The sequence below is a fragment of the Acidovorax sp. KPB24-03 genome (genome assembly GCF_057546605.1).
On sequence record NZ_BAAJYR010000007.1, the window covers coordinates 29,878 to 53,951 of the forward strand.

Annotated in this window: 19 protein-coding genes and 1 pseudogene; 11 read left to right on the forward strand and 9 right to left on the reverse strand. The window is 66.1% G+C overall.

Going from position 1 to position 24,074, the window contains the following annotated elements; translation table 11 throughout:
* Position 1: 1 nt before the first annotated feature.
* The 3 genes from AC27KI_RS02595 to AC27KI_RS02605 all read right to left on the reverse strand — a co-directional run bounded on the left by AC27KI_RS02595 (position 2) and on the right by AC27KI_RS02605 (position 2,634).
* Positions 2-520, reverse strand: coding sequence for a hypothetical protein (locus tag AC27KI_RS02595; protein WP_487112480.1), 519 nt, complete (start codon positions 518-520; stop codon positions 2-4).
* A 15-nt stretch (positions 521-535) separates the two neighbouring features.
* Positions 536-2,014, reverse strand: coding sequence for a Ppx/GppA phosphatase family protein (locus AC27KI_RS02600; RefSeq protein WP_317360263.1), 1,479 nt, complete (start codon positions 2,012-2,014; stop codon positions 536-538).
* 125 nt (positions 2,015-2,139) lie between these two features.
* Positions 2,140-2,634 carry a fasciclin domain-containing protein gene (locus AC27KI_RS02605; RefSeq protein WP_284428544.1) on the reverse strand — a complete coding sequence of 165 codons (495 nt, stop codon included), beginning with the start codon at positions 2,632-2,634 and terminating at the stop codon, positions 2,140-2,142.
* Positions 2,635-2,827: 193 nt separating this feature from the next.
* On the opposite strand from AC27KI_RS02605, the gene pstS reads away from it, so the two are divergent.
* From pstS to phoR, 7 genes are all read left to right on the forward strand, one after another.
* Positions 2,828-3,868, forward strand: coding sequence for a phosphate ABC transporter substrate-binding protein PstS (gene pstS, locus AC27KI_RS02610; RefSeq protein WP_284428543.1), 1,041 nt, complete (start codon positions 2,828-2,830; stop codon positions 3,866-3,868).
* A 72-nt stretch (positions 3,869-3,940) separates the two neighbouring features.
* Entirely contained in the window at positions 3,941-4,954 is a 1,014-nt protein-coding gene (gene pstC / locus AC27KI_RS02615; RefSeq protein WP_272569680.1) for a phosphate ABC transporter permease PstC, read from the forward strand.
* Positions 4,951-5,832 carry a phosphate ABC transporter permease PstA gene (pstA, locus tag AC27KI_RS02620; RefSeq protein ID WP_272568960.1) on the forward strand — a complete coding sequence of 294 codons (882 nt, stop codon included), beginning with the start codon at positions 4,951-4,953 and terminating at the stop codon, positions 5,830-5,832. Before pstC ends, pstA begins: the two co-directional genes overlap by 4 nt.
* A 19-nt stretch (positions 5,833-5,851) precedes the next feature.
* A complete protein-coding gene (pstB, locus tag AC27KI_RS02625; protein WP_272547864.1) occupies positions 5,852-6,634 on the forward strand; it encodes a phosphate ABC transporter ATP-binding protein PstB in 783 nt (260 codons plus the stop codon).
* Between the two features lie 11 nt (positions 6,635-6,645).
* Positions 6,646-7,347: a phosphate signaling complex protein PhoU gene (gene phoU / locus AC27KI_RS02630; RefSeq protein ID WP_272547863.1), complete on the forward strand. Its 702-nt coding sequence runs from the start codon at positions 6,646-6,648 to the stop codon at positions 7,345-7,347.
* Positions 7,348-7,363: 16 nt separating this feature from the next.
* Positions 7,364-8,071 (forward strand): phosphate regulon transcriptional regulator PhoB, encoded by a 708-nt coding sequence (phoB, locus tag AC27KI_RS02635; protein WP_272568962.1) that lies wholly within the window; start codon positions 7,364-7,366, stop codon positions 8,069-8,071.
* 53 nt (positions 8,072-8,124) lie between these two features.
* Positions 8,125-9,498 carry a phosphate regulon sensor histidine kinase PhoR gene (gene phoR / locus AC27KI_RS02640; RefSeq protein WP_284403800.1) on the forward strand — a complete coding sequence of 458 codons (1,374 nt, stop codon included), beginning with the start codon at positions 8,125-8,127 and terminating at the stop codon, positions 9,496-9,498.
* On the opposite strand, the gene AC27KI_RS02645 is transcribed toward phoR, so the two are convergent.
* From AC27KI_RS02645 to AC27KI_RS02655, 3 genes are all read right to left on the reverse strand, one after another.
* The gene (locus tag AC27KI_RS02645) at positions 9,461-10,819 is read right to left on the reverse strand and encodes an MATE family efflux transporter (protein ID WP_487087452.1); all 1,359 of its coding nucleotides are present in this window, start codon (positions 10,817-10,819) and stop codon (positions 9,461-9,463) included. The genes phoR and AC27KI_RS02645 overlap by 38 nt on opposite strands.
* Positions 10,819-12,534, reverse strand: coding sequence for a hypothetical protein (locus tag AC27KI_RS02650; protein ID WP_487112482.1), 1,716 nt, complete (start codon positions 12,532-12,534; stop codon positions 10,819-10,821). Before AC27KI_RS02650 ends, AC27KI_RS02645 begins: the two co-directional genes overlap by 1 nt.
* Before the next feature lie 176 nt (positions 12,535-12,710).
* Positions 12,711-12,971, reverse strand: a complete 261-nt coding sequence (locus AC27KI_RS02655; RefSeq protein WP_272568968.1) for a type B 50S ribosomal protein L31 — start codon at positions 12,969-12,971, stop codon at positions 12,711-12,713.
* Positions 12,972-13,113: 142 nt separating this feature from the next.
* Between AC27KI_RS02655 and sbcD the strand changes: the two genes are divergently transcribed.
* Both sbcD and AC27KI_RS02665 read left to right on the forward strand, forming a co-directional pair.
* Entirely contained in the window at positions 13,114-14,334 is a 1,221-nt protein-coding gene (gene sbcD / locus AC27KI_RS02660; RefSeq protein ID WP_487112484.1) for an exonuclease subunit SbcD, read from the forward strand.
* Positions 14,331-17,804 (forward strand): AAA family ATPase, encoded by a 3,474-nt coding sequence (locus AC27KI_RS02665; protein ID WP_487112486.1) that lies wholly within the window; start codon positions 14,331-14,333, stop codon positions 17,802-17,804. Before sbcD ends, AC27KI_RS02665 begins: the two co-directional genes overlap by 4 nt.
* Here the strand turns inward: AC27KI_RS02665 and AC27KI_RS02670 are convergent.
* Complete coding sequence (locus AC27KI_RS02670) at positions 17,768-18,982, reverse strand: citrate/2-methylcitrate synthase (RefSeq protein ID WP_487112488.1); 1,215 nt, start codon at positions 18,980-18,982, stop codon at positions 17,768-17,770. The two genes, AC27KI_RS02665 and AC27KI_RS02670, sit on opposite strands and share 37 nt — an antisense overlap.
* Before the next feature lie 100 nt (positions 18,983-19,082).
* Between AC27KI_RS02670 and AC27KI_RS02675 the strand changes: the two genes are divergently transcribed.
* The gene (locus AC27KI_RS02675) at positions 19,083-20,492 is read left to right on the forward strand and encodes a CoA transferase (protein ID WP_487112490.1); all 1,410 of its coding nucleotides are present in this window, start codon (positions 19,083-19,085) and stop codon (positions 20,490-20,492) included.
* A gap of 108 nt (positions 20,493-20,600) precedes the next feature.
* On the opposite strand, the gene rho is transcribed toward AC27KI_RS02675, so the two are convergent.
* Entirely contained in the window at positions 20,601-21,863 is a 1,263-nt protein-coding gene (gene rho / locus AC27KI_RS02680; protein ID WP_272547856.1) for a transcription termination factor Rho, read from the reverse strand.
* A 264-nt stretch (positions 21,864-22,127) separates the two neighbouring features.
* On the reverse strand, positions 22,128-22,460 hold the full coding sequence (trxA, locus tag AC27KI_RS02685) for a thioredoxin TrxA (protein WP_272568977.1): 333 nt from the start codon (positions 22,458-22,460) through the stop codon (positions 22,128-22,130).
* Positions 22,461-22,569: 109 nt separating this feature from the next.
* Between trxA and AC27KI_RS02690 the strand changes: the two are divergent.
* Positions 22,570-24,074: pseudogene (locus AC27KI_RS02690) on the forward strand (PD-(D/E)XK nuclease family protein); the annotation flags it as partial.

Consider the following 24,074-nt stretch of genomic DNA (forward strand, 5'->3'; position numbering starts at 1 on the left):
CTTACTTGCGCGCTGTCTTCGCCGGCTTGGCAGCCTTCTTCGCGGCTGGTACAGGCTGCGCAGGCGCTTGCGCCTTTGGGCGACCGGTCTTGATGGACGGAACGGCCTGCAGCGCCTTCGCCAATGCATCGTCACCCAGCGCAGAAAGCAGCTTGAGGCCCGCGCGCAGCAATTCGCTCTTCTTGGCAGTCGTGCCCAGTTGCCCGGTGCGCAGCTTCAGTGCTTCGATGGCAGCGTACTCGTCTTTGGGAATGGTGAAGCTGTCACGCATGAGCTTGGGCTTCTTGGCCTTGGGGTCACGGGCCGCGCTGGGCGCAGCGGGCTGGGCAGCCGCCTTGCGGGCCGGGGCCTTCTTGGAAGCAGCGGCCTTGCTGCGTGGGGCGGGCTTGGCTGAAAGGGCTGCACTCGCTGCAGGAGCAGCGGTTTCTGCAGTGTTCGAGGCAGAAGCGGCGGAAACGTCTGAGGTACTGGGCATATCGGTTAAATGAGAAAACGGTATATACAGTTTATACCGTTTCATACAACGATTTGTCCATCATTGCAGCTCGGCGGCGAACTCCCAAGGCGTTTTGATCCAGGCCGTGCTTTCTTCTCGAAGAAGATGAGCGGACTGTGGATACGCGGCCGACCAGCCGGGGCGTGTGGACAAAGCGAATCGATTGCCCTGCTGGGAAAGCGACAACCCTTGCATGTCGGGCGTGCGGCGGGCGTGGCAAAGCGCCACGGCGATGCGCAGGCAGACCAACTGCAGCGCCAGGTCGGGATCGTCAAGGTCGGCTTCGAGCTTGCGGACCTTCCCCCGATGGCCTTTCACCAGCAGTCCCAGCCGGTGCAGTTCCCATACCGCAAAGCCGGCGGCGTCGGTATGGTCCAGGATGTACGCGCCATGGTGGTGGTACTCGCTGTGAGAAATGCGGCATCCCACTTCGTGTAACTGCGCGGCCCAGGCCAGTTTCCGCTCGGCACGTTCGCAGGGCTTGCGGCACGCTTGCGTGAACAACCAACAGGCCGTCTTTGCCACCCGCTCCGCGTGATCGATGTCCACCGCGAACCGGTGCATCAGCCCTCGCACCGTGGACGATCGCAAGTCCGTTTCCGGCAGTTCACGGTCGAGCAGGTCGTACAGCGCTCCTTGGCGCAATGCCCCTTGCGCCACCTGCATCTGATCGATCTGCAGTAACTCGAAAATGGCGCGCAACACGCTGAGGCCGCCGCCGATCACGCTGCGGCGTTCTTCCTTGAGCCCCTCCATGCGCACCCTGTCTGCGGAACGGACACGCAGCAGTTGCTCCTGCAGCCAATCCAGCCCCTGGCGCGTGATGAGTCCGCCGGGATGGCCTGCCGCGGCAAGAACGTCCCCCACCGCCCCGACCGTGCCAGACGACCCGTAAGCCACGTCCCAGGTGTCCGGCCGGTAGATGTTGAGCGCTTCGTCCAGCACAGCCTGGGCCGCAATCTCGGCCGTCCGGAATGCCTGGGGCGTGAAGATGCCTTCCGGAAAATACCGGCTGGACCAGGCCACGCTGCCCACCCGATAGGATGCGACGGCACGCGCCGAAAATTGCTGCCCCAGAATCAGTTCGGTGGATCTTCCGCCAATGTCCACGACCAGCCGACGTTCGTCGGACTGCGGAAGCAGCCGAGCGACCCCTTGATAGATCAGGCGGGCTTCTTCAGGACCCGAAACCACCTCGATCCGGTGGCCCAGGATGTCGCTGCCGCGTTGGAGAAACACCTCGCGATTGCGCGCTTCCCGCAGGGTCTGCGTGGCGACGGCGCGGACGTGATGGGGTTCGAAGGCGGTCAGGCGTTCTGCAAAGCGGGCAAGGCAGTCCCAACCACGCTGCATCGCCTCGGGGGTCAGGTTGCGGTCTTCATCCAGGCCATTGCCCTGGCGAACCGTTTCCTTGAGGTATTCCACACGCTGGATATGGCCGTGTTCGAAACGCCCGATTTCCAGGCGAAAGCTGTTGGATCCGAGATCCACAGCGGCAAGCAGTGTTCCGTCGTGCATGTTGTTGCGCAAGGCGCGCTGGTTTTCAGGCGGGGCAGCATAGCACCTGCCTCTCCAGTCGATGGCGCATCGGAGCTGTGCCAGGAAGGGCAGGGGATGCCGCCCCTCCTGCAATGTCGATTCAGTTACTTCTTGGCTGGTGGCATCAGCACGCGGTCGACCACGTGCACCACCCCATTGCTGGCGGGAATGTCGGCTTGAACGACCATCGCATCTTCCACGGTCACGAAGGTGCCGGCGCGCGACAGTGTGATCTCGCTGCCTTGCAGGGTTTTCGCCGAGCCAGGCTGGATGTCGGCCGCCTTCAGCCGCTTGGGAACAATGTGGTAGTTCAAGACCGCCTGCAGCTTGGATTTATCAGCCTGGAGTTCTGCCATGGTCTTGGCTGGCACAGCCTTGAACGCTTCATCGGAAGGGGCGAAGACCGTGTAAGGGCCGTTGGCAGCCAGCGTATCCGCCAGACCGGCTTGCGTGGCCAGCGTGCGGAAGGTGCTGATGGAGGGGGTTGCCGCCAGCGCGGCGGGAATGGGGCTGGAGGCGCTGGGGCCCGTGGCACAAGCGCTCAGCGTCGCGGCAGTCAGGGCAGCAAGCAGAAAAGGAAAGACGTAGCGGCGGTACATGTTGGGTTCTCCGAAGGGTTGCCGACGGTGTCGGTGCGCCGGAGGCTACGCAGCAATGATGACGATTGCGTGACAAGCAAAGACGGATGTGCCTCTGAAAATCGCAAATGACAGCTTGCAGGGGGTGTCACGATGGTGTCATAAAGCGCTTCTAGAGTCGCCTCACTGATTCTTTCAACCAAGAGGTTCCTACATGAAACTGTCTGTGATTCGGATTCTGGTGTCTGGTGTGGTCGCGGCCGGCGCTTTTTCCAGCGCCTGGGCCCAGCAGGAAGCCACGGGTGCTGGCGCGAGTTTCCCCGCACCGCTGTACTCCAAGTGGGCAGCCGACTACAACAAGGCCACCGGCGTCAAGATCAACTACCAGTCGGTGGGCTCGGGTGCCGGTCTGCGCCAGATCGAAGCCAAGACGGTGGATTTCGGTGCGTCCGACGCGCCCCTCAAAGACGATGAACTGGCCAAGAAAGGCCTGCTGCAGTTCCCCACCGTGATTGGTGGCGTGGTTCCCGTGGTGAACATCAAGGGCATCTCGCCCGGCCAGATCAAGCTGAGTGGGCAAGTGCTGGGCGATATCTACCTGGGCAAGGTGACGAACTGGAACGATGCGGCCATCAAGGCGCTGAACCCCGGCGTGAACCTTCCGGACGCCGCCATCGCTCCCGTCCGCCGTGCGGACGGCTCGGGCACCAGCTTCATTTTCACGAACTACCTGTCCAAGGTGAATGCCGAGTGGAAGTCCAAGGTGGGTGAGGGCACCGCGGTGAACTGGCCCACCGGCGCCGGCGGCAAGGGCAACGAAGGCGTTGCCGCTTTCGTGGGCCGTCTGCCGAACTCCATCGGCTACGTGGAATACGCCTATGTGAAGCAGAACAAGCTGAACTACGTCCAGCTGCAGAATGCGGACGGCGCTTTCGTGTCGCCGGAAGACAGCGCCTTCAAGGCCGCCGCTGCCGGCGCCGACTGGGCCAAGAGCTTCTATCAGATCCTCACCAACCAGCCAGGCAAGGATGCATGGCCGATCACGGGTGCCACCTTCATCCTGATGCACAAGACGCAGGACAAGCCCGCGCAGGCAACCACCTCGCTCAAGTTCTTCGAGTGGGCCTACAAGTCGGGCGACAAGACGGCGGCGGACCTGGACTACGTGCCCATGCCTGACTCCGTGAAGAACGTCATCATCAAGTCCTGGGGTGACATCAAGGACACTTCCGGCAAAGCCGTTTCGCTGAAGTGATCCCATGGTGGCCCGCCGACGCGGGCCACCAGTTCGTTTTTTCTTATGGAAGGCACAGCAGTGTCCAGCACCATGCCAGTACGTCAGTCGTCCTCGATGCCGGTTCGCGCCGAGGCTCCCCGTACCACGCCGCCCCCGCGGTCGCCGCTCCTGTCGGGCGTGATGGCCGATCGGGTTTTCGGCTTTCTCGCCCGCGGTGCGGCCCTGCTCACGCTGGCGCTGCTCGTGGGTATTTTGTTGTCGCTCGTGGTCGGTGCCTGGCCTTCGATCGAGAAGTACGGCCTGACCTTCCTCACGCGCAGCGTGTGGGACCCCGTGCAGAACGACTACGGCGGCCTGGTGATGATCTATGGCACGCTCGCCACATCGTTCATCGCGTTGCTCATCGCCGTTCCCGTGAGCTTCGGCATTGCGCTGTTCCTGACGGAACTCTCGCCCGCCTGGCTCAAGCGTCCCTTGGGCACGGCCATCGAGTTGCTGGCGGCGGTTCCTTCCATCGTGTATGGCATGTGGGGCCTGATGGTGTTCGGCCCCATTCTGGCCACCTGGGTCCAGCAGCCGCTGCAGTCGCTGTTCAGCGGTATTCCTTATCTGGGCGCCCTGGTGTCCGGCCCCCCGGTCGGTATCGGCATCCTTTCGGCCGGGATCATCCTGGCCATCATGATCATTCCGTTCATCGCAGCGGTGATGCGGGATGTTTTTGAAGTCACCCCTGCGCTGCTCAAGGAATCGGCCTATGGGCTGGGCTCCACCACCTGGGAGGTGGTGTGGAAGGTTGTGCTGCCCTACACCAAGACGGGTGTGCTGGGGGGCGTGATGCTGGGCCTCGGCCGTGCATTGGGCGAGACGATGGCCGTGACCTTCGTGATCGGCAACATGAACCAACTCAATTCGCTGTCGGTCTTCGAAGCCGCCAACAGCATTACCTCCGCACTGGCCAACGAGTTCGCCGAAGCCGGCGAAGGCCTGCATCAGGCCTCGCTCATCTACCTGGGCCTGGTGCTGTTCTTCATCACCTTCGTGGTACTGGCCCTGTCCAAGGTGCTGCTGTCCCGCCTTCAAAAGAACGAAGGAACCCGCGCATGAGCACGTCTCAAACCCTCATCACGGCCGCTGAAATGGCGCAGGTGCGCCAGCGCCGCTATGACAGCCGCAAGCGTGTGAACAACATCGCCCTGACGCTCTCGCTCGCCGCCATGGTGTTTGGCGTGTTCTGGCTGGTGTGGATTCTCTGGGAAACCATCCGCCTGGGCATCGGCGGACTCAGCCTGGCGCTCTTCACCCAGATGACGCCCCCGCCCAACGAGGTCGGCGGCATCTCCAACGCCATCTTCGGCTCGCTCGTGATGGTGTCGCTCGCCACGTTCGTCGGCACCCCCATCGGCATCATGGCCGGTGTGTACCTTGCTGAATACGACACGCGCGGCTGGCTGGCCTCCACGACCCGCTTCGTGAACGACATCCTGCTCTCGGCACCCAGCATCGTCATCGGCCTGTTCGTGTACGCGGTGGTCGTGGCCCGGTTCAAAAGCTTTTCCGCCTATGCCGGTATCCTGGCGCTGGCGCTCATCGTGATTCCCGTGGTCATCCGCACCACCGAGAACATGCTGGTGCTGGTGCCTGCCAGCCTGCGCGAAGCGGCCTATGCGCTCGGAACGCCGAAGTGGAAGGTGATCACCATGGTGACGCTGCGGGCTGCCCGGGCCGGCGTGATCACCGGTGTGCTGCTGGCGGTGGCCCGCATCGCTGGCGAGACCGCACCGCTGTTGTTCACGGCGCTCAACAACCAGTTCTGGAATGCCGACCTGGGCAAGCCCATGGCCAGCCTGCCGGTCACCATCTTCAAGTTCGCCATGAGCCCTTACGAGAACTGGCAGCAACTCGCCTGGGCAGGGGTGTTCCTGATCACCGTCGCCGTCCTCGGCCTCAATATCCTGGCCCGCGTGCTCACGCGCCAGAAGTAAGCAATACAAGGAAGACACCATGCCCTCCCCAACGCCCGCTGTGTCCGAGACGCCGAAAATCACGGTCCGCGACCTGAATTTCTACTACGGCAAGTTCCACGCCCTCAAGGGCATCAACCTCGATATTCCGGAAAAGAAGGTCACTGCCTTCATCGGTCCGTCAGGCTGCGGCAAGTCCACCTTGCTGCGCACCTTCAACCGCATGTTCGAGCTGTATCCCGAGCAGCGCGCCGAAGGCCAGATCGTGCTGGACGGTGAGAACCTGCTCACCAGCAAGCAGGACGTGGCGCTGATCCGTGCCAAGGTCGGCATGGTGTTCCAGAAGCCCACGCCGTTTCCCATGTCGATCTACGACAACATCGCGTTTGGCGTGAAGCTCTTCGAGAGCCTGAACGCCACCGACATGGACGACCGCGTGGAGTGGGCGCTGCGCAAGGCGGCCCTGTGGAATGAAGTGAAGGACAAGCTGCACCAGAGCGGCTCCGGCCTGTCCGGCGGGCAGCAGCAGCGGTTGTGCATCGCCCGTGGCATTGCCATCAAGCCCGAAGTGCTGCTGCTGGACGAACCATGCTCAGCGCTGGACCCCATTTCCACCGCCAAGGTCGAAGAGCTGATTGCAGAACTCAAGAACGACTACACCGTGGTCATCGTGACGCACAACATGCAACAAGCTGCGCGCTGCAGCGACTACACGGCCTACATGTACCTCGGCGACTTGATGGAGTTCGGCGAAACCGAGCAGATGTTCTTCAAGCCGCAGCGCAAGGAAACCGAGGACTACATCACCGGCCGGTTCGGCTGAGGAGCGACAACATGCCCGACAAGCACCTTTCTTCGCAGTTCGACAGCGAACTCAACAGCATTTCCGCCCGCGTCATGGAACTGGGCGGGTTGGTGGAATCGCAGATCCGCCAGGCCATCTACGCACTCTCGCAGTTCAGCGTGGAAGCCGCCGACCAGGTGGCTGCCACCGAGCACCGCGTGAACGCGATGGAAGTGGAGATCGACCACGAGCTGTCGTCCATCATCGCGCGCCGCCAGCCAACCGCGCGTGACCTGCGCCTGCTGATCGCCTTCTCCAAGGCCACCGCCAATCTTGAGCGCATGGGCGACGAGGCCAACAAGATGGCGCGCATGGTGAAGTCCATCATCGAAAGCGGCTCTGCCCGGCTGCTGCCCACCAGCGATCTGCGGGTGGCGGCAGATCTGGCCTCCGGCCTGCTGCGCAAGACGCTGGATGCCTTTGCCCGCCTGGACACCAAGGCGGCCGTGGCGATCCTCAAGGAGGATGACCTCATCGACAAGGAATTCGACGGCTTCGTGCGCAAGCTCATCACCTACATGATGGAAGACCCGCGCACTATTTCGGCCAGTCTGGACCTGCTCTTTCTCGCCAAGGCGATCGAACGCATCGGTGACCACTCCAAGAACGTTGCCGAACTGATCATCTACCTCGTCAAAGGCAAGGACGTGCGCCATACTGCACTGGACCAGATCGAGTCCGCCGTGCTTTGAAGGGCGGTGCATAGCCATGAAGAGACTTCCCCGTGTACTCATCGTCGAGGACGAACCCGCGATCGCCGAACTGATTGCGGTCAACCTGCGGCACAACGGCTTTCAGCCGATCTGGTCGGAAGACGGCGAATCCGCCCAGCGCGAGCTGGACGCGGTGCTGCCCGACGTGATCCTGCTGGACTGGATGCTTCCCGGCCAAAGCGGTCTCACGCTCGCCCGCAAGTGGCGCGCCGATGCGCGCACCAAGCCCATCCCCATCCTCATGCTGACGGCGCGCGGCGATGAGCCGGACAAGGTCGCTGGCCTGGATGCCGGTGCCGACGACTACATCACCAAGCCGTTTTCCACCCAGGAGCTGCTGGCGCGCATCCGCGCCGTGCTGCGCCGCCGTGCGCCCGAACAGGTCAGCGACAGCGTGACCATCGGCGAATTGACACTGGACGCCGCCACTTACCGCGTGACCTTCCAGGGGCAGCAACTCAAGATCGGCCCGACCGAGTTCAAGCTGCTGCACTACCTGATGAAGCACCCCGAGCGCGTTCACAGCCGCGCCCAGTTGCTGGACAAGGTGTGGGGCGACCACGTCTTCATTGAAGAGCGTACCGTCGATGTGCACGTCAAGCGCCTGCGGGAGGCCCTGGGCGTGGCCGGTGCCATGGTGGAAACGGTGCGCGGCGCGGGGTATCGCCTCACGGCACAGCCTCCGGCACTGATGCGGGCTTGACGTTCGCTTTGCGGCGCCGGGCGCGCCGCGCCCTCTGACCCGTACTGCACGACATGGCTTGGCGCTTTTTCTTCTTTTTCTCCTTTCAGTTGGCGGGTCTGGCTGTGGGGTGGTGGCAGGGCGGACCGTGGGGGGCGATGCTGGCGGCGGCGTTGGCGGCCTGGGTGTGGTTCATCTGGGATTTGTTGCGCGGCGCGCGCGTCGTGGCGTGGCTGCGTGAGGGCGATCTGGCCCGGGCACCCAACCTGCGTGGCCTGTGGGGCGAGGCGGCCGATCGCGCGCGGCGGCTGCTGCGCCAAAGCCAGGCGGAAGTGGCCGCGAGCGACGCGCGGCTGCAGGAAATTCTGGCGGCGCTCCAGGCCACGCCCAACGGCGTGGTGCTGCTGGACGGTGAGGGGCGCATCGAATGGTGCAATCACATCGCCGCCAGCCAGTTCGGGTTCGACGCGCAGCGCGACGTCATGCAATCCATCGGCAACCTGGTGCGCGATCCGGACTTCAGCGCCTACTACTCCAGCCAGGATTTCTCCCACGATGTCGTGCTGCAGGGCCGCGACAGCACGGCCTCCCGGCCGGTGCGCATCTCGGTGCACCTCCACCCCTATGGCGACGGGCGCAAATTGCTGCTGTCGCGCGACGTGACGGCGCTCGAGCAGGCGGAAGCCATGCGCCGGGATTTCGTCGCCAACGTGTCGCATGAGATCCGAACCCCCCTCACCGTGTTGACGGGCTTTGTCGAGACGCTGCAAACGCTGCCGCTCTCCACCGAAGAGCGTTCCCGCTACCTGGGCATGATGTCGCAGCAGGCAGCACGCATGCAAAGCGTGGTGCAGGACCTGCTGACCCTGTCGCGCCTGGAAGGGAGCCCGTTGCCCGGCATCACTGAATGGACACCGGTGGAGGTGCTGCTGCGTCGCTGTGAGGACGAGGCCCGGGGCCTGTCCGCCTTGCTCACCCAGAACCAGCCCCGGCCGCACACGATCCAGTTCCCTTCGCTGGAAACCATGCGCGCGGCAGGCCAGCTGGGTGGGGTGCCGGCCGAGTTGCAGAGCGCTTTGTCCAACCTCATCGGCAACGCGGTCCGGTACACCCCTGCCGGTGGCTCCATCACCGTCGAATGGCTGACGCTGGAGGATGGCAGCGCACGCTTTACGGTGCGCGACACGGGTCCAGGGATCGAGGCGGTGCATCTGCCCCGTTTGACGGAGCGCTTTTACCGCGTGGACCGCAGCCGCTCGCGCGAGACCGGGGGCACGGGCCTGGGGCTGGCCATCGTCAAGCATGTCTTGCAGCGCCATTCGGCATCGCTCGACATTTCGAGCACGGTAGGGAAGGGCTCGGTCTTTTCCGTCACCTTTCCTGCGGGCCGGGTGCAGAGCCGTCGCCCGGTCACTGTGCTGGAGGCGGGAGCGGTTGCCCAGGCCTGAGCGCCCTGGCCAGCATCGTGACGAACACCATGGCGGTCGTGATGAGGGCCGCGGCACTGGCCCCCCAGAATGCCGATGGTGATCGAAGGGCCTCCCATCCCAGGGCACCTTCGTAGGCCAGCAGGTAACCTCCGGTCAGTCCGCCGCCCCACAGCAGCACGCAATAGACGACCAGCGGCGCAAGCGTGATGCGGTAGCAGCGAAGGACGAAAACGCAGACCGTTTGCAGCGCATCGGCGACGTGATAGATCGATACCCAGACCAGCAGTGAGGCTGTGAGCCAGGCGACTTGGTCCGAAGACGTGTAGAACGGTGCGATATGCCCTTTTGCTATGAAAAGAATAGCTGCCAAGGCAATACTTATTACGGCAGAGAGGCGAAAACCCATCCAGGCTGCCGCACGGGCGCGGGATTCGTCGCCCGACCCGCGCCAGAAGCTCACCCGTGCGCTGGTGGCAATGGACAACGACAGCGGCACCATGTACAGCACGGCGGTGAGGTTGGACGCGATCTGGTGCGCCGCCGCCGCGATGTTGCCTTGCCGGGCGATGAAGAGCGCCATCAGCGTGAATGACGTCACCTCCACCAAAATGGCCAGCCCCGCCGGGACGCCCAATTGGGCGAAGCGGCCGATCTGCGCCCAGTCCGGTTTTTCCAGCCGCCGCCACAGGGCGAGCGGCGCGTACAGCGGCTGGGTATTCAGCAGCCAGGCCGCCACAACGAGCAGCGCGTAGTTGACCACCAGGGTGGCCCAGGCGCAGCCCACCGCGCCCTGCGCTGGAAGCCCGGCACCGCCGAAGGTGAACCAGATCGACAAGGGAATCTTGACCAGCAGCGAGCCCACCTGCAGCCAGGTGACCAGCTGGGGGCGCCCCAGCGCCTGGTTGAGCGTGCTGTAGATCCGGAAAAGAAGGGCTGGGGGGAGTGCCAGTGCCAGCACGCCCAGGTAGCTGCCCACCACGGCGCGCAGCGCTTCGGGCACTTGGGTCCACCGCAGGATGGCGCCGGGCGACACCAGCACCACGATGCCCATCGCGCAGGCGATGGCGCACAGGTACAGCGCCTGCCGCACCGTTCGGCCGATGCCTTCCCGTTCTCCCGCTCCGCGCTGCTCGGCCCAGACCGGCAGGAGGGCCTGCAGCGCGCCCATGAGCGCCACATAGATGCTGACATAGATCGCCGACCCGATCGACAGGGCTGCCAGGGCGGCGGCGGAATGCCGGCCGGCCACGATGGTGTCCGTGACGCCGAACGCCATGACCGCCAGCTGCCCGGCCAGCACGGTGCCGGCATGCCGCGCGATGGTGGCGCGTTCGGACATTACCGCAGCGTGGCCGCGCGCCGCAGCACCAACAGTTGGTCGTTCTTGTCGGTGGGCCGGGGGAGCTGAGTCACTCGCGACCACTCTGGCGGCGATGCGATGTCGCCGCCGGGTGGCTGGGCTTCGCTGTCGGCCACCAGCCACTGGCAATCGGACGCAGCCGGCAGCCGGCGGCCGTCGGTCGGCTGCAGCGAAAGGCCGCCGTGGTATTGGAGCGCCGCCACCTGGGCACGGCTCAGGCCATGGGTGATGATGCAGCCCGGCTGCGGGCCCAGCACGGCCATCAGGCTGTTGATCTGCGGGCGATAGCTGCGACCATAGTCGAGCAGTGGCAGCCAGAGCGTCATCAGCAGCAGCCAGCCCAGCGTGGCGCCGCTGGCTGGCAGCACCAGGCTCTTCCAGATCACGGCCCGGTCGCGCGAGGCACGCCACCACACCAGCGCACACCATGCAGCGGTGGCAATGAGCGCGAGCGTGAAAGCGACGGCCGAAAAGTGCGGCACGAACGCTGGGGCCAGCCGGGCCACGTTGGCCGCCGGTTTGGACGGCACGCCCGTCTGCAGCGACAGCCAGATCACCCAGATCGTGATGGCGGAAGCACTGAAGAAAAGCAAAGTGAACCAGTCGATCAGCGAAGCGATGGCGCGGCGCAGTGTGGGCAGCGCGAACGCCGCCAACGCCGCGAGGGCCGGCAGCCCCAGCAGCAAGGCGCGGTCGGCGGGCTGGGTGGTGATGGTGGCGCCCAGCGTGACCATGGTGAACCACAACGGCAGCAGCAGATGGCGGTGCATGGCGCGGCTGGTGATCTGGTGGCGCCAGCGCCAAAGGGTCCACAATGCCAACGGCCAGGCCGGCCACGCGAACCAGGTCAGCAGGCGCAGCAGGCTTTGCCAATCCTTCGCGCCCTCTGCGCTGCCCACGATGCGCCAGCGCCAGAGGTTCAGCTTCCAGGCCAGCAAGGCGGCCACCACCGTCAGGCCCAGTAAGGCCAGCGCCCAGGTGCGGCTCGAACGCGGTTCGTGGTCGGCTGTGCGCAGCACCAGCAAGGCGCTGCCCGCACCGAGCAGGGCGGCCATGGTGGGCGCCCCGCTCAACACCAGTCCGATCAGCCCGAGCGCGGCGGCCGCCGTGGGCAGTGCGGTGCGATAGGGCAGGGCTGATGCCGCAAAGAACAGCAGGGCGGTGCAGGCCAGTTGGGTGAGATAGCTGGTGATCTCGTGCGACAGCTGCGCCAGGCCCAGGCAGGCCAGCAGGGCCAGCAATCCGCCGTCGGCCATGGCGCGGGCGTAGTCGGCGGGCAGGGCCTCGCCGCCGAATGCAAAAGCCACCGGCTGGGCACCCGGACTTTTTGCCAGGTAGTAAACGCCGTACCAGGTGGCTACGAGGGTGGCTGCCAGCAGGGCAATGAAGGGCAGCCGCGCTGCCATTTCCTGTGAAAGCCAGGAGGGGGCGATCTGCAGGGCCAGCGCCCCCAGCCAATAGGGCAGCAGGCCTTCCGTTTCGGGGGGCATTCCGGCCAGCGAAGGGGACAGCCATGCCGTTGTGCCGTGCGCCAGCTCGAGCATGTAGCCGAAGGCGGTGACGTCGGCGTTCTTCCAGGGGTCTCGCATGACGAACCCAGGCACCACATACGCCAGGCACAGCAGCAAGAGCGCCCAGCGCGGCAGCGGGCGGACTGCGCCTTGGGTGACGATGGCAGGGGTGGGGTGGATCACTCGGCTCGTTCTGGTGACGGAAAAGGACGCCCGAGAATACGGGCAAAAAGACAAAGAAAAAGGCAGCGCGGTCGAGCCGGGCTGCCTTTCTTCAAACGGTGTTGTCGGTCTGCGGTAGCAGGCCGGCTGCCTTGCGGCACCGCAGGCCAGGGCCTGCACACATCGTTGTCCGCCGATTACTTCGCTGCGGTCGTCTTGCCGAAGCGGTTGCGGAACTTCTCCACGCGGCCGCCCATGTTGTCCACGGACTTTTGCGTACCGGTGTAGAAGGGATGCGATTCGCTGGAGGTGTCCAGCTTGAACAGAGGCAGTTCGCGTCCGTCATCGGTCTTGCCCATTTCCTTCGTGTTCACGCAGGAGCGGGTCACGAACTTGAAACCGTTGGACAGGTCCACGAACAACACTTCGCGGTAATTGGGGTGAATGCCTTCTTTCATGGCATGGTCCTTTCAGGGGCTGCTGCGGTAGCCACGCCGCACCCATTGCGTCGCACTTTCCGCGGAAATTAGCCTTCGATTATTGCATAGGCCTGCCAAAGTGAGACCATTGCCATTCCAGAACTTCTCCAAAAGCCACGAATTGCGCCTCCTGCATACCTCCGACTGGCATCTGGGCCAACACTTCATGGGCCAGACACGACAAGCCGAACACCTGGCTTTCATCGACTGGCTGGCGCAGCAGGTCCGCGCGCAGGCGGTGGACGCCGTGATCGTGGCAGGCGACGTCTTCGATACCGGCGCCCCTCCGAGCTATGCGCGCGAACTGTACAACCGCTGCGTGCTGGCGTTGCGCGACGCCGGGGCGCAATTCGTCGTGCTGGGCGGCAACCATGACTCCGTTTCCGTGCTCGGCGAAAGCCGCAGCTTGCTCGCGCATCTCAATACGCGGGTGGTGCCAGGCATGGCGGAGCGGCCCGAAGACCAGGTGCTGGTGCTTCATACACGGGCTGGCGTGCCGGGAGCCGTGCTGTGCGCCGTGCCGTTCTTGCGCCCGCGGGACCTGCTGCTGAGCCAGCCCGGGCAAAGCGCGGCCGACAAGCAATTGGCGTTGCAGGCATCCATCCGTGCCCATTACCAGGCCTTGCATGCCCTGGCCGTCGAGCGCAGCGCCGCGCTGGGCGGCTTGCCCATTGTGGCGACGGGGCACCTCACCACCGTTGGCGCCAGCGCCAGCGAATCGGTGCGCGAAATCTATGTGGGCACGCTGGAAGCCTTTCCCACCAACGCATTTCCACCGGCCGACTACATCGCCCTGGGCCACATCCACCAGCCGCAAAAGGTCGGAGGGCTGGAGCATGTGCGCTACAGCGGATCGCCGATACCGCTGAGCTTCGACGAGGCGCGCCAGCGCAAGGAAGTGCTGCTGGTCGATTTCGACCTGGCGGGCCTGAAGTGCGTGACGCCGCTGCCGGTGCCCTGCTTTCAGCCGCTGGCCAGCGTGCGCTGCCGCCTGGCGGAACTGCCGGCGGCATTTGCCGAAGCCGCCAGCCGCGCAAGCGATTCGTTGCCGGTGTGGGTCGAGGTGGAAGTGGCCCATGACGACTACCTTGCCGATCTGCAGGTGCGCGTGGCCCAGATGGCGGAAGGCCTGCCGATCCAGATCCTGCGTGTGCGCAGGGCCCGCAATGTGCTTCCCACCGCGCTGGATGCCGCTGCGGGAGAAACCCTCGATGAACTGGGCCCGGCAGAAGTCTTTGCCCGCCGGCTGGCGGCCCAATCGCTCGAACCGGCACTGGAGGAGCGGCTTTCGGCGCTGTACCGGACCGTCCTGGCCGACCTGCAGGAAAGGCCCGCGCCATGAGAATCCTGAGCCTGCGCCTCAAGAACCTGAATTCGCTCAAAGGCGAATGGCGCATCGACTTCACCGCGGCACCTTTTGCCGGCAACGGCCTGTTCGCCATCACGGGTCCCACCGGGGCGGGCAAGACCACCCTCCTCGATGCGATCTGCCTGGCGCTCTACCACCAGACGCCGCGCATCGCCGGCGTGTCCCAAGGGGGCAACGAGGTCATGACCCGGCACACCGCGGAATGCCTGGCGGAAGTGGAGTTCGAAGTTCGCGGCGCCCGCTACCGGTCGTTTTGGAGCCAGCGCAGGGCACACGGCAAGCCCGACGGGGCCTTGCAGCAGGTGCAGGTGGAATTGGTGGCCCAGGTCCGCGGCGAAGGCGGAGGCGGAGGCGGAGGCGAAATCTTGACTACCAGGGTGCAGGACAAGCTGCGCCAGACGGAAGTGCTCACCGGGCTCAATTTCGAGCGTTTCACCCGGTCCATGCTGCTCGCGCAGGGCGGCTTTGCTGCCTTCCTCGAAGCCAGCGCTGGCAAGCGTGCGGAGTTGCTGGAGGAGTTGACGGGGACCGATATCTACGGGCAGATTTCGCAGCGGGTGTTCGAGAGCGCCCGCGACGCTCGCGCGGTGCTGGAGCAACTGCGGGCCCGTGCCGGCGGCGTGGAGTTGCTGGACGAGGCCACGCGCGCCACGCTGGCGGGCGAAGCCGGCAGCCTTGCCTTGCATGCCGAGGCGCTGCAGGCGCAGCGACAGGCCACCGCCCGCGAGCGCCAGTGGCTGGCGGACAAGGACCGCGCCCAGATGCGGCGTGACGAGGCGGTGCGGCATCGGGAGCAAGCCCAGGCCGAATGGGATGCCGGTGCCGAAGAACGCCTGCGCCTTGCCGCCAGCGAGCCCGCTGCGCGGCTGCAGCCGGTCCATGCCGCATGGCAGGCCGCGTTGCATGAGGCGGTGGCCGTGGTTCGGCAACGGGATGACGCGCAGGTGCGGCATGGTCAGGCGGTGGATCGCTGCGCCCAAGCGCTTCGCCAGGTGCAGCGCGACAGCCAGCGCCTGGCCCGGTTGCGCGAAGACGAATGGCAGGATGTTGTGCGGGCCCGCGAGACGCTGTCCCAAGAACTCGCGGCGGTGCCCCAGCACGCCCAACTGGGGGAATGGTTGAGCGGATGGCGCGAGCAATTCGGCGCCCGTGCGCACCGGCTGCAGGCACTGGCCGAAGCCCGGGTGCGCCAGGAAAAACAAGGCAGTGAGTCTCAGGCGCTGGAGGCGCAGCGCGCCGGCCATGAACAGGCATGCCAACGTGCTGCTGCGGCCTTGAACCAGGCGCAACAGGAGGCCGAGGCAGCGCGCCAGGCCCATGAGCGCCTGACGATGGGGCGTGAAGAATCCGCATGGCGCGATGCCCCGTTGCAACTGCTGGAGCGCAGCCATGCCTGGGAGCGCCTGGGCCAGAGCCTGAGCGCATGGCAGCAATCCCGAACGCGCCAGGCGCAATGGATGGCGGCCCAGACGGAGCGGCAGCGGCAGGAGGCGGACGAAGCGCAGGCCGTGCAGTCGCTGCGCGATCGCTATGCCAGCCTGCACCGGCAAGTGCAGGACCAGGAAAAGCTCCTGGCGCAAGAGCAGCGCATTCAGGCCCTGGAGGCGCATCGCAGCCATTTGCAGCCGGGCGAAGCCTGTCCGCTGTGCGGATCGACCACCCATCCCGCCGTCGACGCCTACGAGGCGCTGGACGTTTCCGCGACCCAGTCCGCACTGGAGATGCTGCGCGCGCAGCGCGACGAGGTGACCGAGCAAGGGCAGGCGCGGCGCTCCCGCCTGGCCGCGCTGCAGGCGCAGAGCGATCAGGCGGCGCAGCAGATCGCCGAAGGAGAGCAGGCTTTGGCACAGTGGCTGGCGCAGTGGCAGGCATGTTGCGCGGCCACTGACTGGCCGGTGGATGCCGTGGACGCCCAGGCCATTGTCGATACCCAGGCCCGGTACGCGGCCGAGCTGGAAGCCGCGCAACAGCGATGGGCGGAGATCGTCCAGGCACGAACGCGGCTCGACGAGACGCTGTCCGCATGGCAACAGGCCGAACAGGCCGAGCGCGCGGCCCTGCAGCAGCGGGCCCTGTCGGACAAGGATCTGCAGGCGGCCCGAGGGCGTGCGGACGAGTTGGCGCGGCACCTCCAACAGCAGCAGAGCCAGCACGCTGAGGCCGAAGCGGCGCTGGCGAGCCAATTGCAAACGTTGGGCTACGCGCTGCCCAGCGATGGGGCGGACTGGCTGCAGCAGCGTGTGCAAGAACATCGCGCGTGGCAGGCGGCGCAAGCGCGCCTTCAGGCATTGGCGGCCAGTGAATCGGCATTGAAACAGGTGGCCGACATGGCGGGGGAGGCCGCCCAGCGTTGGGCGGCCGTGGGAGCGCTTGGCACGCGGGCCGAGGTCGATGCCCTGCTGCGGGAAGATCCCGAATCCGGGCCCGCAGACTTGGCACAGGCGGTCAAACAAGCCGAGGCGCTCTGGCGTGCGGCAGAGAACGAGCTGGCCACGCTGCAAGGCATGCTGGAGTCCTTGCAGCGCCGGCATGCCGAGGTGCAGGTGCCCCAGGTCCAGGCCGAGCAGGATTGGGCGCAGGCGCTGTCGCTCAGCCCCTTCGCCGATGAAACCGCTTTTCACGCGGCGGGCATGGCCGAGCCGGAGCGCGAAGCGCTGCGCGCACGGCTGGGGCAGCGGCAGCAGGCGCTGACCGAGGCGAACGCCTTGCAGGCTGCCGCTGACGCAGCCTTGGCGGAGCTGCAAGCCCTTCCCCTCACCGAGCGGAGTTCAGAGGATCTGACCGCGCTGATGGCGCAGTGGGAGGCTGAGCTCACCTTGGCGCAGCAGCAGCAGGGTGCCATCGCGAGCCGGCTGCAAGACGATGCGCAGCGCCGCGATGGCTTGCAAGCGCTGTTGGCACAGATCCAGGCCCAGGAGACCGACCATGATCTGTGGCAGCACCTCAATGGGCTGATCGGCTCTGCCGATGGCGCCAAATACCGCAAGTTCGCTCAGGGCCTCACGCTGGACCACTTGGTGCATTTGGCGAATCGCCAACTGGGGCGGCTGCACGGGCGCTACCGGCTGGGCCGCCGCTCTGCGGGCGAACTGGAGCTGGAGGTGATCGACACCTGGCAGGCCGATGTGGCCCGCGACACCCGCACCCTGTCGGGCGGCGAGAGCTTTCTGGTGAGCCTGGCGTTGGCGCTGGCGCTTTCCGACCTGGTGAGCCACAAGGCCAGCATCGACTCGCTTTTTCTTGACGAGGGATTCGGCACGCTGGATGGAGAAACACTGGAGACCGCCCTGGATGCGCTCGACACCCTCAACGCCAGCGGAAAGACCATCGGCATCATCAGCCACGTGGAGGCCCTCAAGGAACGCATCCCCGTGCAGATTCGCGTGCACAAGGGCGTCGGCCTGGGCTACAGCGCGTTGGAGCGGCGATTCTCCGTGGGCTGAGCCGGCCGCGGTCCGTTGTACGCAGCGCGCGGCCGGATGAGCTGCCCGCTTTCGCGCTGCTCCAGCGCATGGGCCACCCAGCCGATGGACCGCCCGAGGGCGAACAGGCCGAAGGCCGCTCCTTCCGGAAGCGCCAGATGGCGCCGAAGGGCGACCAGCGCCAAATCGATCGAAGGCCGTTGGCCTGTCAAGGCCTGGGCCTCCGCGATCCAGCGCTGCAAGCGTTCGTTGTGCGGCAGCAGTGGGCGCAGCAGGCATTCGGCGCGCACATCCCCTTGCGGATAAAGGTGGTGGCCGAAGCCTGGCAGGTCCTCTCCCCGTGCCAGGCGCTGCCGCAGGCGTTGTTCTGGCACGGCGTTGTCCAACTCGTCCCAGAGGGCTTCCACGCGTGCGGTGGTGCCGCCGTGCTTGCTGCCCGTGAGCGCGGCCAGACCACCGATCACCGCGGCCCGCAGGCTCGCGCCAGTGGAGGCCACACAGCGGGCGGTGAAGCTGGACGCGTTGAGTTCGTGGTCGGCGCAAAGCACGAGCGCCTGGCGGATGAGGTCCGCCCCCTTGGGGTCCAGCCCCCATGCCGCGCCGCATTGTTGATGGATCGGGGCCGTTTCGGGTGCCGTGCCCAGCAGGCACGCGGCCAGCAGCCGCACCAGCGCACCGCATCCCTGTGCCAGCCGCTCGGGCGACGTCTGCCACACAGCGGTGTGGACGTCCTCGCTGCCCGCGGCAAAGAGCGGCAGCAGCTTGTCTTCGGGCCGCAGCCCGGCCAGACAGGGCTGCAATGCCGCCATGGCCCGGGGCCAGGCAGGTGTGTCGGAGCCGAAAGCGGATGCGGTGGGCCAGCGCCACAGCCGGGCTGCGAGGTCTTCCACGGTGCAGGCGGCTGCCAGCGGGATGGCGTTTTCTCCACGGTAGTAAAGCTGCCCATCCTCGATCAATGTGATGGAGGACTCCAGCACCGGCAAGCCCCAGTCCAGCGCCGCCTTGACCACCTCCTTCGGCTTGCGGCCCCGCGTGCGCTGGCCGGCGAGCCGTTCCACGTCCTGCTGCAGGTATCGGCTCTCGCGGGTGCTGTCGCCCGCGTGGGCTGGCAGCAGGCCCCGGCTCACATAGGCGTAGAGCGTCTGTCGGGAAACACCAAGGCGGGCAGCGGCCTCAGGGGCGGAGAGATAGACAGGCATCGGGACTCCTGGTGTGGAATGGTTTCATGTTGAAAATATAAATCAATATTGACAATTTAATGGGTTGATCTAGGCTGATGCATCGTTTTTGAGGCCCACCATGTCCCCCCATTCCTGCGCTCCTTTGCCCCCTTCTGCGCCACTCACCCATTTCGCGCGCACGCTTTGGAAGGGCCTGGGCGGCACAACGGATCCGATGGATGCGCTGTCTTTCACGAACGCAGGGCAGTTGCCATCGGTCTTTCCCGTCACCGACCTGGCCAGTGCCTCGATGGCGGTGGCCGGTCTCGCATTGGCGGAGGTCGCGGCACCTTCCCGCGCACTGGTGCCGCAGGTTCGGGTGGATCGGCGGCTGGCGTCCTTCTGGTTCGGTGGATCGTTGCGTCCGATCGGCTGGGCCCTGGCACCGCTGTGGGATGCCATCGCAGGCGACTACCAAGCTGCGGATGGATGGATCCGCTTGCACACCAATGCGCCGCACCACCGTACCGCGGCGCTGGCGGTGCTCGGCGGGGTGACTGACCGGGAGTCGGCGGCCCAGGCGGTCGCTGGCTGGCGTGCGAGCGATCTGGAGTTCGCCATCGTGGAGCAGGGCGGTTGTGCCGCCGCCATGCGAAGCCTGGACGAATGGTCGTCCCATCCCCAGGGTCGCGCCGTCCAGGCGGAGCCTTTGCTCCACGTGGCCTTTGGAGCGGAGGGGCCCGAGCGCGCCTGGGTGGGAACGGCGCAACGCCCGCTGCATGGCGTGCGTGTGCTGGACCTCACCCGCATCCTGGCGGGGCCGGTGGCAACGCGTTTCCTCGCCGGCTTTGGTGCCGAGGTCCTGCGCATCGACCCGCCGGGCTGGGAAGAGCCCGGCACCGTGCCCGAGGTGGTTCTGGGCAAGCGCTGCGCGCGCCTGGACCTGAGGCAGGCCGCCGACCGCGCGGTGTTCGAGCATTTGCTGCGCCAGGCCGACGTGTTGGTACACGGGCTGCGGCCGGAGGCCCTGGAGCGGCTGGGGCTGGGCGTTTCATGGCGGCGCGCGGTCCATCCCGGATTGATCGATGTCTCGCTCGACGCCTATGGGTGGAGCGGCCCGTGGCGCGGACGCCGGGGTTTCGACAGCCTCATCCAGATGAGCACCGGCATTGCCGAGGAAGGCATTCGCCGGACCGGGCAGCAGGTGCCGGTGCCACTGCCCGTGCAGGCCATCGACCATGCCACCGGCTACCTGATGGCGGCCGCGGCCCTGAAGGCGCTGGCGCACCGCCGGCAGACAGGTCAGGGCTGCGAGGTACGGGCGTCGCTGGCGCGAACCGCCCACTGGCTGGCACAGGCGCCGTCGTCGCTGGACCGGGAGCCGCTGTTGCCCGAGGCCTTGCATGACCAGTGTCCGGAGATCGAAGCCACCGCCTGGGGGCCAGCCAGGCGCTTGCTGGCGCCGCTGTCCATCGAAGGCATGGCGATGCACTGGGAATCGGCTGCGCCTGCACTGGGATCGTCCGCCGCAGCGTGGTCCGGTACTTGACGGAAAAGGGCGCTGCCTTCAGCAAAAAGCCCCGCAGGCCGAATGGCCTGCGGGGCTTTTGGATGTACACGGGAGCGGCGCAAGCCACCCAGTACGGACGGCAAAAAATCAACCGCCGCGGCGCATCATGTCGAAGAAGTCCACATTGGTCTTCGTCGCCTTCATGTTCTTGATCATGAGCTCCATCGACTCGATCTCGTCCATGTTGTACATGAACTGGCGCAGGATGCGGGTCTTTTGCAGGATCTCGGGCGGCAGCAGCAGCTCTTCGCGGCGGGTGCCGCTCTTGTTGAGCTCGATGGCCGGGAACACGCGCTTTTCGTACAGGCGGCGGTTCAGGTGGATTTCGCTGTTGCCCGTGCCCTTGAATTCTTCGAAGATCACTTCGTCCATGCGGCTGCCGGTGTCGACCAGCGCCGTGGCGATGATGGTCAGCGAACCGCCTTCTTCCACCTTGCGCGCCGCGCCGAAGAAGCGCTTGGGGCGCTGCAGCGCAGCGGCATCCACACCGCCCGACAGCACCTTGCCGGAGGAGGGCACGACGTTGTTGTAGGCACGGGCCAGGCGCGTGATGGAGTCCAGCAGGATCACCACGTCCTTCTTCAATTCGACCAGGCGTTTGGCCCGCTCGATCACCATCTCGGCCACGTGCACATGGCGTGCGGCAGGCTCGTCGAAGGTGGAGGCGATGATTTCGCCCTTCACGGTGCGCTGCATTTCGGTCACTTCCTCGGGGCGCTCGTCAACGAGCAGGACCATGAGGTGAACGTCGGGGTTGTTGGCGGTGATGGCGTGCGCGATGTGCTGCATCATCATCGTCTTGCCGCTCTTGGGCGGTGCGACGATCAGTGCGCGCTGGCCGCGGCCGATGGGGGCGATGATGTCGATGATGCGGCCGGTGATGTTCTCTTCGCCCTTCATGTCCCGCTCGAGCTTCATTTGCTCCTTGGGGAACAGCGGCGTCAGGTTTTCGAACATGACCTTGTGCTTGTTCTGCTCCGGCGGGCCGCCGTTGACCGCGTCGAGCTTGGTCAGCGCAAAGTAGCGCTCCCCGTCCTTGGGGGTGCGCACTTCGCCTTCGATCATGTCGCCGGTGTGCAGGTTGAAGCGCCGGACCTGGCTGGGCGAGATGTAGATGTCGTCGGTGCTGGCGGTGTAGCTCGTGTCGGGGCTGCGCAGGAAGCCGAAGCCATCCGGCAGGATTTCCAGCACACCGTCGGCGAAGACCTGCTCACCGGCCTTTGCGCGCTTCTTGATGATCGCGAACATCAGCTCCTGCTTGCGCATGCGCCCGGTGTTCTCGATCTCCAGCTCTTCGGCCTGCTTGAGCACTTCGGACACGTGCAGTGCCTTGAGTTCGTTTAAATGCATGGGGTGACTCCTGAACGGAGCGGATTTGAATCAGGGGGGAGGCCGGGAGCCGGGCTGCCGCTGTTTGCGGACCTCGGATGGCCTGGGGATCTGGAACCGGCCGCCAGTGCATGCGGACGCGATGATCTGCGGCGATTATGACAGGAAAAAAAACCGGTTTGCCAAGGCCCGGGCAGCAAGATCGCTGCCATCGAACAATGCTTGCGGGCGGGGTGGCGTGCTGCGGACCAGGCCGCCGCCCGCGCCAGCCCCGAAAGCCACCAATCAGGCCAATTGCTGGTCGATGAACGCGGTGAGCTGCGTCTTGCTCATCGCGCCAACCTTGGTGGCGGCCAACTGGCCGTCCTTGAACAGCATGAGGGTCGGGATGCCGCGGATGCCGAACTTGGCAGGCACTTCGCGGTTCTCGTCCACATTCATCTTGGCGACGGTCAGCTTGTCTTTGTAGGTGTTGGCGACTTCGTCCAGGATGGGCGCGATCATTTTGCAGGGGCCGCACCATTCGGCCCAGTAATCCACCAGCACCGTGGTGCCCGGTTGCAGCACATCGGTTTCAAAACTGGCGTCGGAAAGGTGTTTGATGAGTTCGCTTGCCATGGCACATTCCTTTGTGGAGCAAGTTGAGGTGGGCGGGTCCGGATAAAGTCAGGGGATTGTGACAGAAAGATATTTCCCGCCCCACGGTGTGGCCGCGGCCTCCACCGCTATGACAGTCATAGCGAAAAACGATGCGCCCGGCAGCGTTTGGGGCCCGGTGCTGGACCGGGTGCAGGTCCACATCCGGCGCACTGGCGCGCACCCCGCGGCCACCGTGGTGCTGGTGCCGTACGCCCAGCTCATGGCCGAGGCGCAGCGCGAATGGGCGCGCTGCGTGCCCGACGGCTTCGCGCCGCGGTTCGAGACCACCCGGAACTGGGCCTCCCGCATCGCCCCTTTCGTGCCGGAAGGCGACGATCTCTCGCACGACATGGGGCGCGACACCCTCACGGCGCGCGCGTTGCTCGATCGGGTCGGCCTGACCGAGCAGCGCGACGTGCTGGCCGCGCCGCTGCTGGAGGCGGCGGCCCAATTGGCCAGCGTCGTCTGCGCCGTGCCGCCGTCCGAGCGCGACGCTTGGGCGGTGGGCGCGCGCGAATTGATGCCCACCGCAGGCGACGGCGCGGCACTGCGCTACGAGGCGGCGGTGGCGCGCATCGCCCTCGAATGGGTGCTGGCCTCCCGCCACGCAACGGACGTGCTGTTCGAGCCGGGCACGCGATCGGCCGTGGATGCGCTGGTGGTGCTCGACGGCTTTCAGGCCGATCCGCTGGCCAAGACGCTCTGCACCCGGTGGGGCGACCGCGCGCTGTCCCTGCCGCTCGGTGCGCCGCCTGAAACGGCGCTTCCCGCGCTCGGCGAGGTGTTCCTGCACGAGGCCGCCGATGCCGAGGATGAAGCCCAACGCGCGGCGGCGTGCGTGCTGCACCGCCTGGCGCAGGGCCAGGCTCCGCTGGCCCTGGCCGCGATCGACCGGGCCTTGACGCGCCGCATCAGCGCGCTGCTGCGGGGCCGCGGGGTGGCCGTGCACGACGAAAACGGCTGGACCTTGTCCACCACGCGCGCGGCGTCCCATGCCATGGTGGCGCTGCGGGCCTGTGCCTGGAACGCCTCCGCCGACACCGTGCTGGACTGGCTCAAGCACGTGCCGGTCGCCAGTCCCCAGGCGGTGGGCGCGGCCGAGAAATGGCTGCGCAGGGCCGGCACCGGCCACTGGTCGGCCATCGAGGAACGCAGCGATGCCATGCCGTCTGCAACGCAAGCGGTGCGAGCGCTCATCGCCCAGGTACACGCCTGGCGCACGCCCTGGCAGGCCGCGAGGCCGTTGGCGGCATGGCTGGCCGCATTGCGCGAACTGTTGCAGGCAACGGGGCAATGGGAGGCGCTGCAGGCCGACGCCGCGGGGGAGCGCGTGCTGGCAGAGCTGCGGCTGCAGGACGGGTTGCCCTCCGATCTGGAGGGGCTGGCGAGCGCCGGGCGGCCCATGGCGCTGGCCGAGTTCACGCGCTGGGTGGACGAGGTGCTCGAAGCCGCACGCTACCGGCCCGGCCACGACGGCAGCGCCTCGGTGTTCGTCGTGCCGCTGCCGCAGATCCTGGCGCGCCCGTTCGCCACGCTGGTGGTGCCCGGCTGCGACGAAAAGCGCCTGCCGCCCGCTCCGGAGCCCCCCCGGCG

Excerpts from the sequence above, each read along its gene's own strand:
- AC27KI_RS02595 (WP_487112480.1), bottom strand. The coding sequence starts at position 520 with ATGAAACGGTATAAACTGTATATACCGTTTTCTCATTTAACCGATATG.
- AC27KI_RS02600 (WP_317360263.1), bottom strand. The coding sequence starts at position 2,014 with ATGCACGACGGAACACTGCTTGCCGCTGTGGATCTCGGATCCAACAGC.
- AC27KI_RS02605 (WP_284428544.1), bottom strand. The coding sequence starts at position 2,634 with ATGTACCGCCGCTACGTCTTTCCTTTTCTGCTTGCTGCCCTGACTGCC.
- pstS (WP_284428543.1), top strand. The coding sequence starts at position 2,828 with ATGAAACTGTCTGTGATTCGGATTCTGGTGTCTGGTGTGGTCGCGGCC.
- pstC (WP_272569680.1), top strand. The coding sequence starts at position 3,941 with ATGCCAGTACGTCAGTCGTCCTCGATGCCGGTTCGCGCCGAGGCTCCC.
- pstA (WP_272568960.1), top strand. The coding sequence starts at position 4,951 with ATGAGCACGTCTCAAACCCTCATCACGGCCGCTGAAATGGCGCAGGTG.
- pstB (WP_272547864.1), top strand. The coding sequence starts at position 5,852 with ATGCCCTCCCCAACGCCCGCTGTGTCCGAGACGCCGAAAATCACGGTC.
- phoU (WP_272547863.1), top strand. The coding sequence starts at position 6,646 with ATGCCCGACAAGCACCTTTCTTCGCAGTTCGACAGCGAACTCAACAGC.
- phoB (WP_272568962.1), top strand. The coding sequence starts at position 7,364 with ATGAAGAGACTTCCCCGTGTACTCATCGTCGAGGACGAACCCGCGATC.
- phoR (WP_284403800.1), top strand. The coding sequence starts at position 8,125 with ATGGCTTGGCGCTTTTTCTTCTTTTTCTCCTTTCAGTTGGCGGGTCTG.
- AC27KI_RS02645 (WP_487087452.1), bottom strand. The coding sequence starts at position 10,819 with ATGTCCGAACGCGCCACCATCGCGCGGCATGCCGGCACCGTGCTGGCC.
- AC27KI_RS02655 (WP_272568968.1), bottom strand. The coding sequence starts at position 12,971 with ATGAAAGAAGGCATTCACCCCAATTACCGCGAAGTGTTGTTCGTGGAC.
- AC27KI_RS02665 (WP_487112486.1), top strand. The coding sequence starts at position 14,331 with ATGAGAATCCTGAGCCTGCGCCTCAAGAACCTGAATTCGCTCAAAGGC.
- AC27KI_RS02670 (WP_487112488.1), bottom strand. The coding sequence starts at position 18,982 with ATGCCTGTCTATCTCTCCGCCCCTGAGGCCGCTGCCCGCCTTGGTGTT.
- AC27KI_RS02675 (WP_487112490.1), top strand. The coding sequence starts at position 19,083 with ATGTCCCCCCATTCCTGCGCTCCTTTGCCCCCTTCTGCGCCACTCACC.
- rho (WP_272547856.1), bottom strand. The coding sequence starts at position 21,863 with ATGCATTTAAACGAACTCAAGGCACTGCACGTGTCCGAAGTGCTCAAG.
- trxA (WP_272568977.1), bottom strand. The coding sequence starts at position 22,460 with ATGGCAAGCGAACTCATCAAACACCTTTCCGACGCCAGTTTTGAAACC.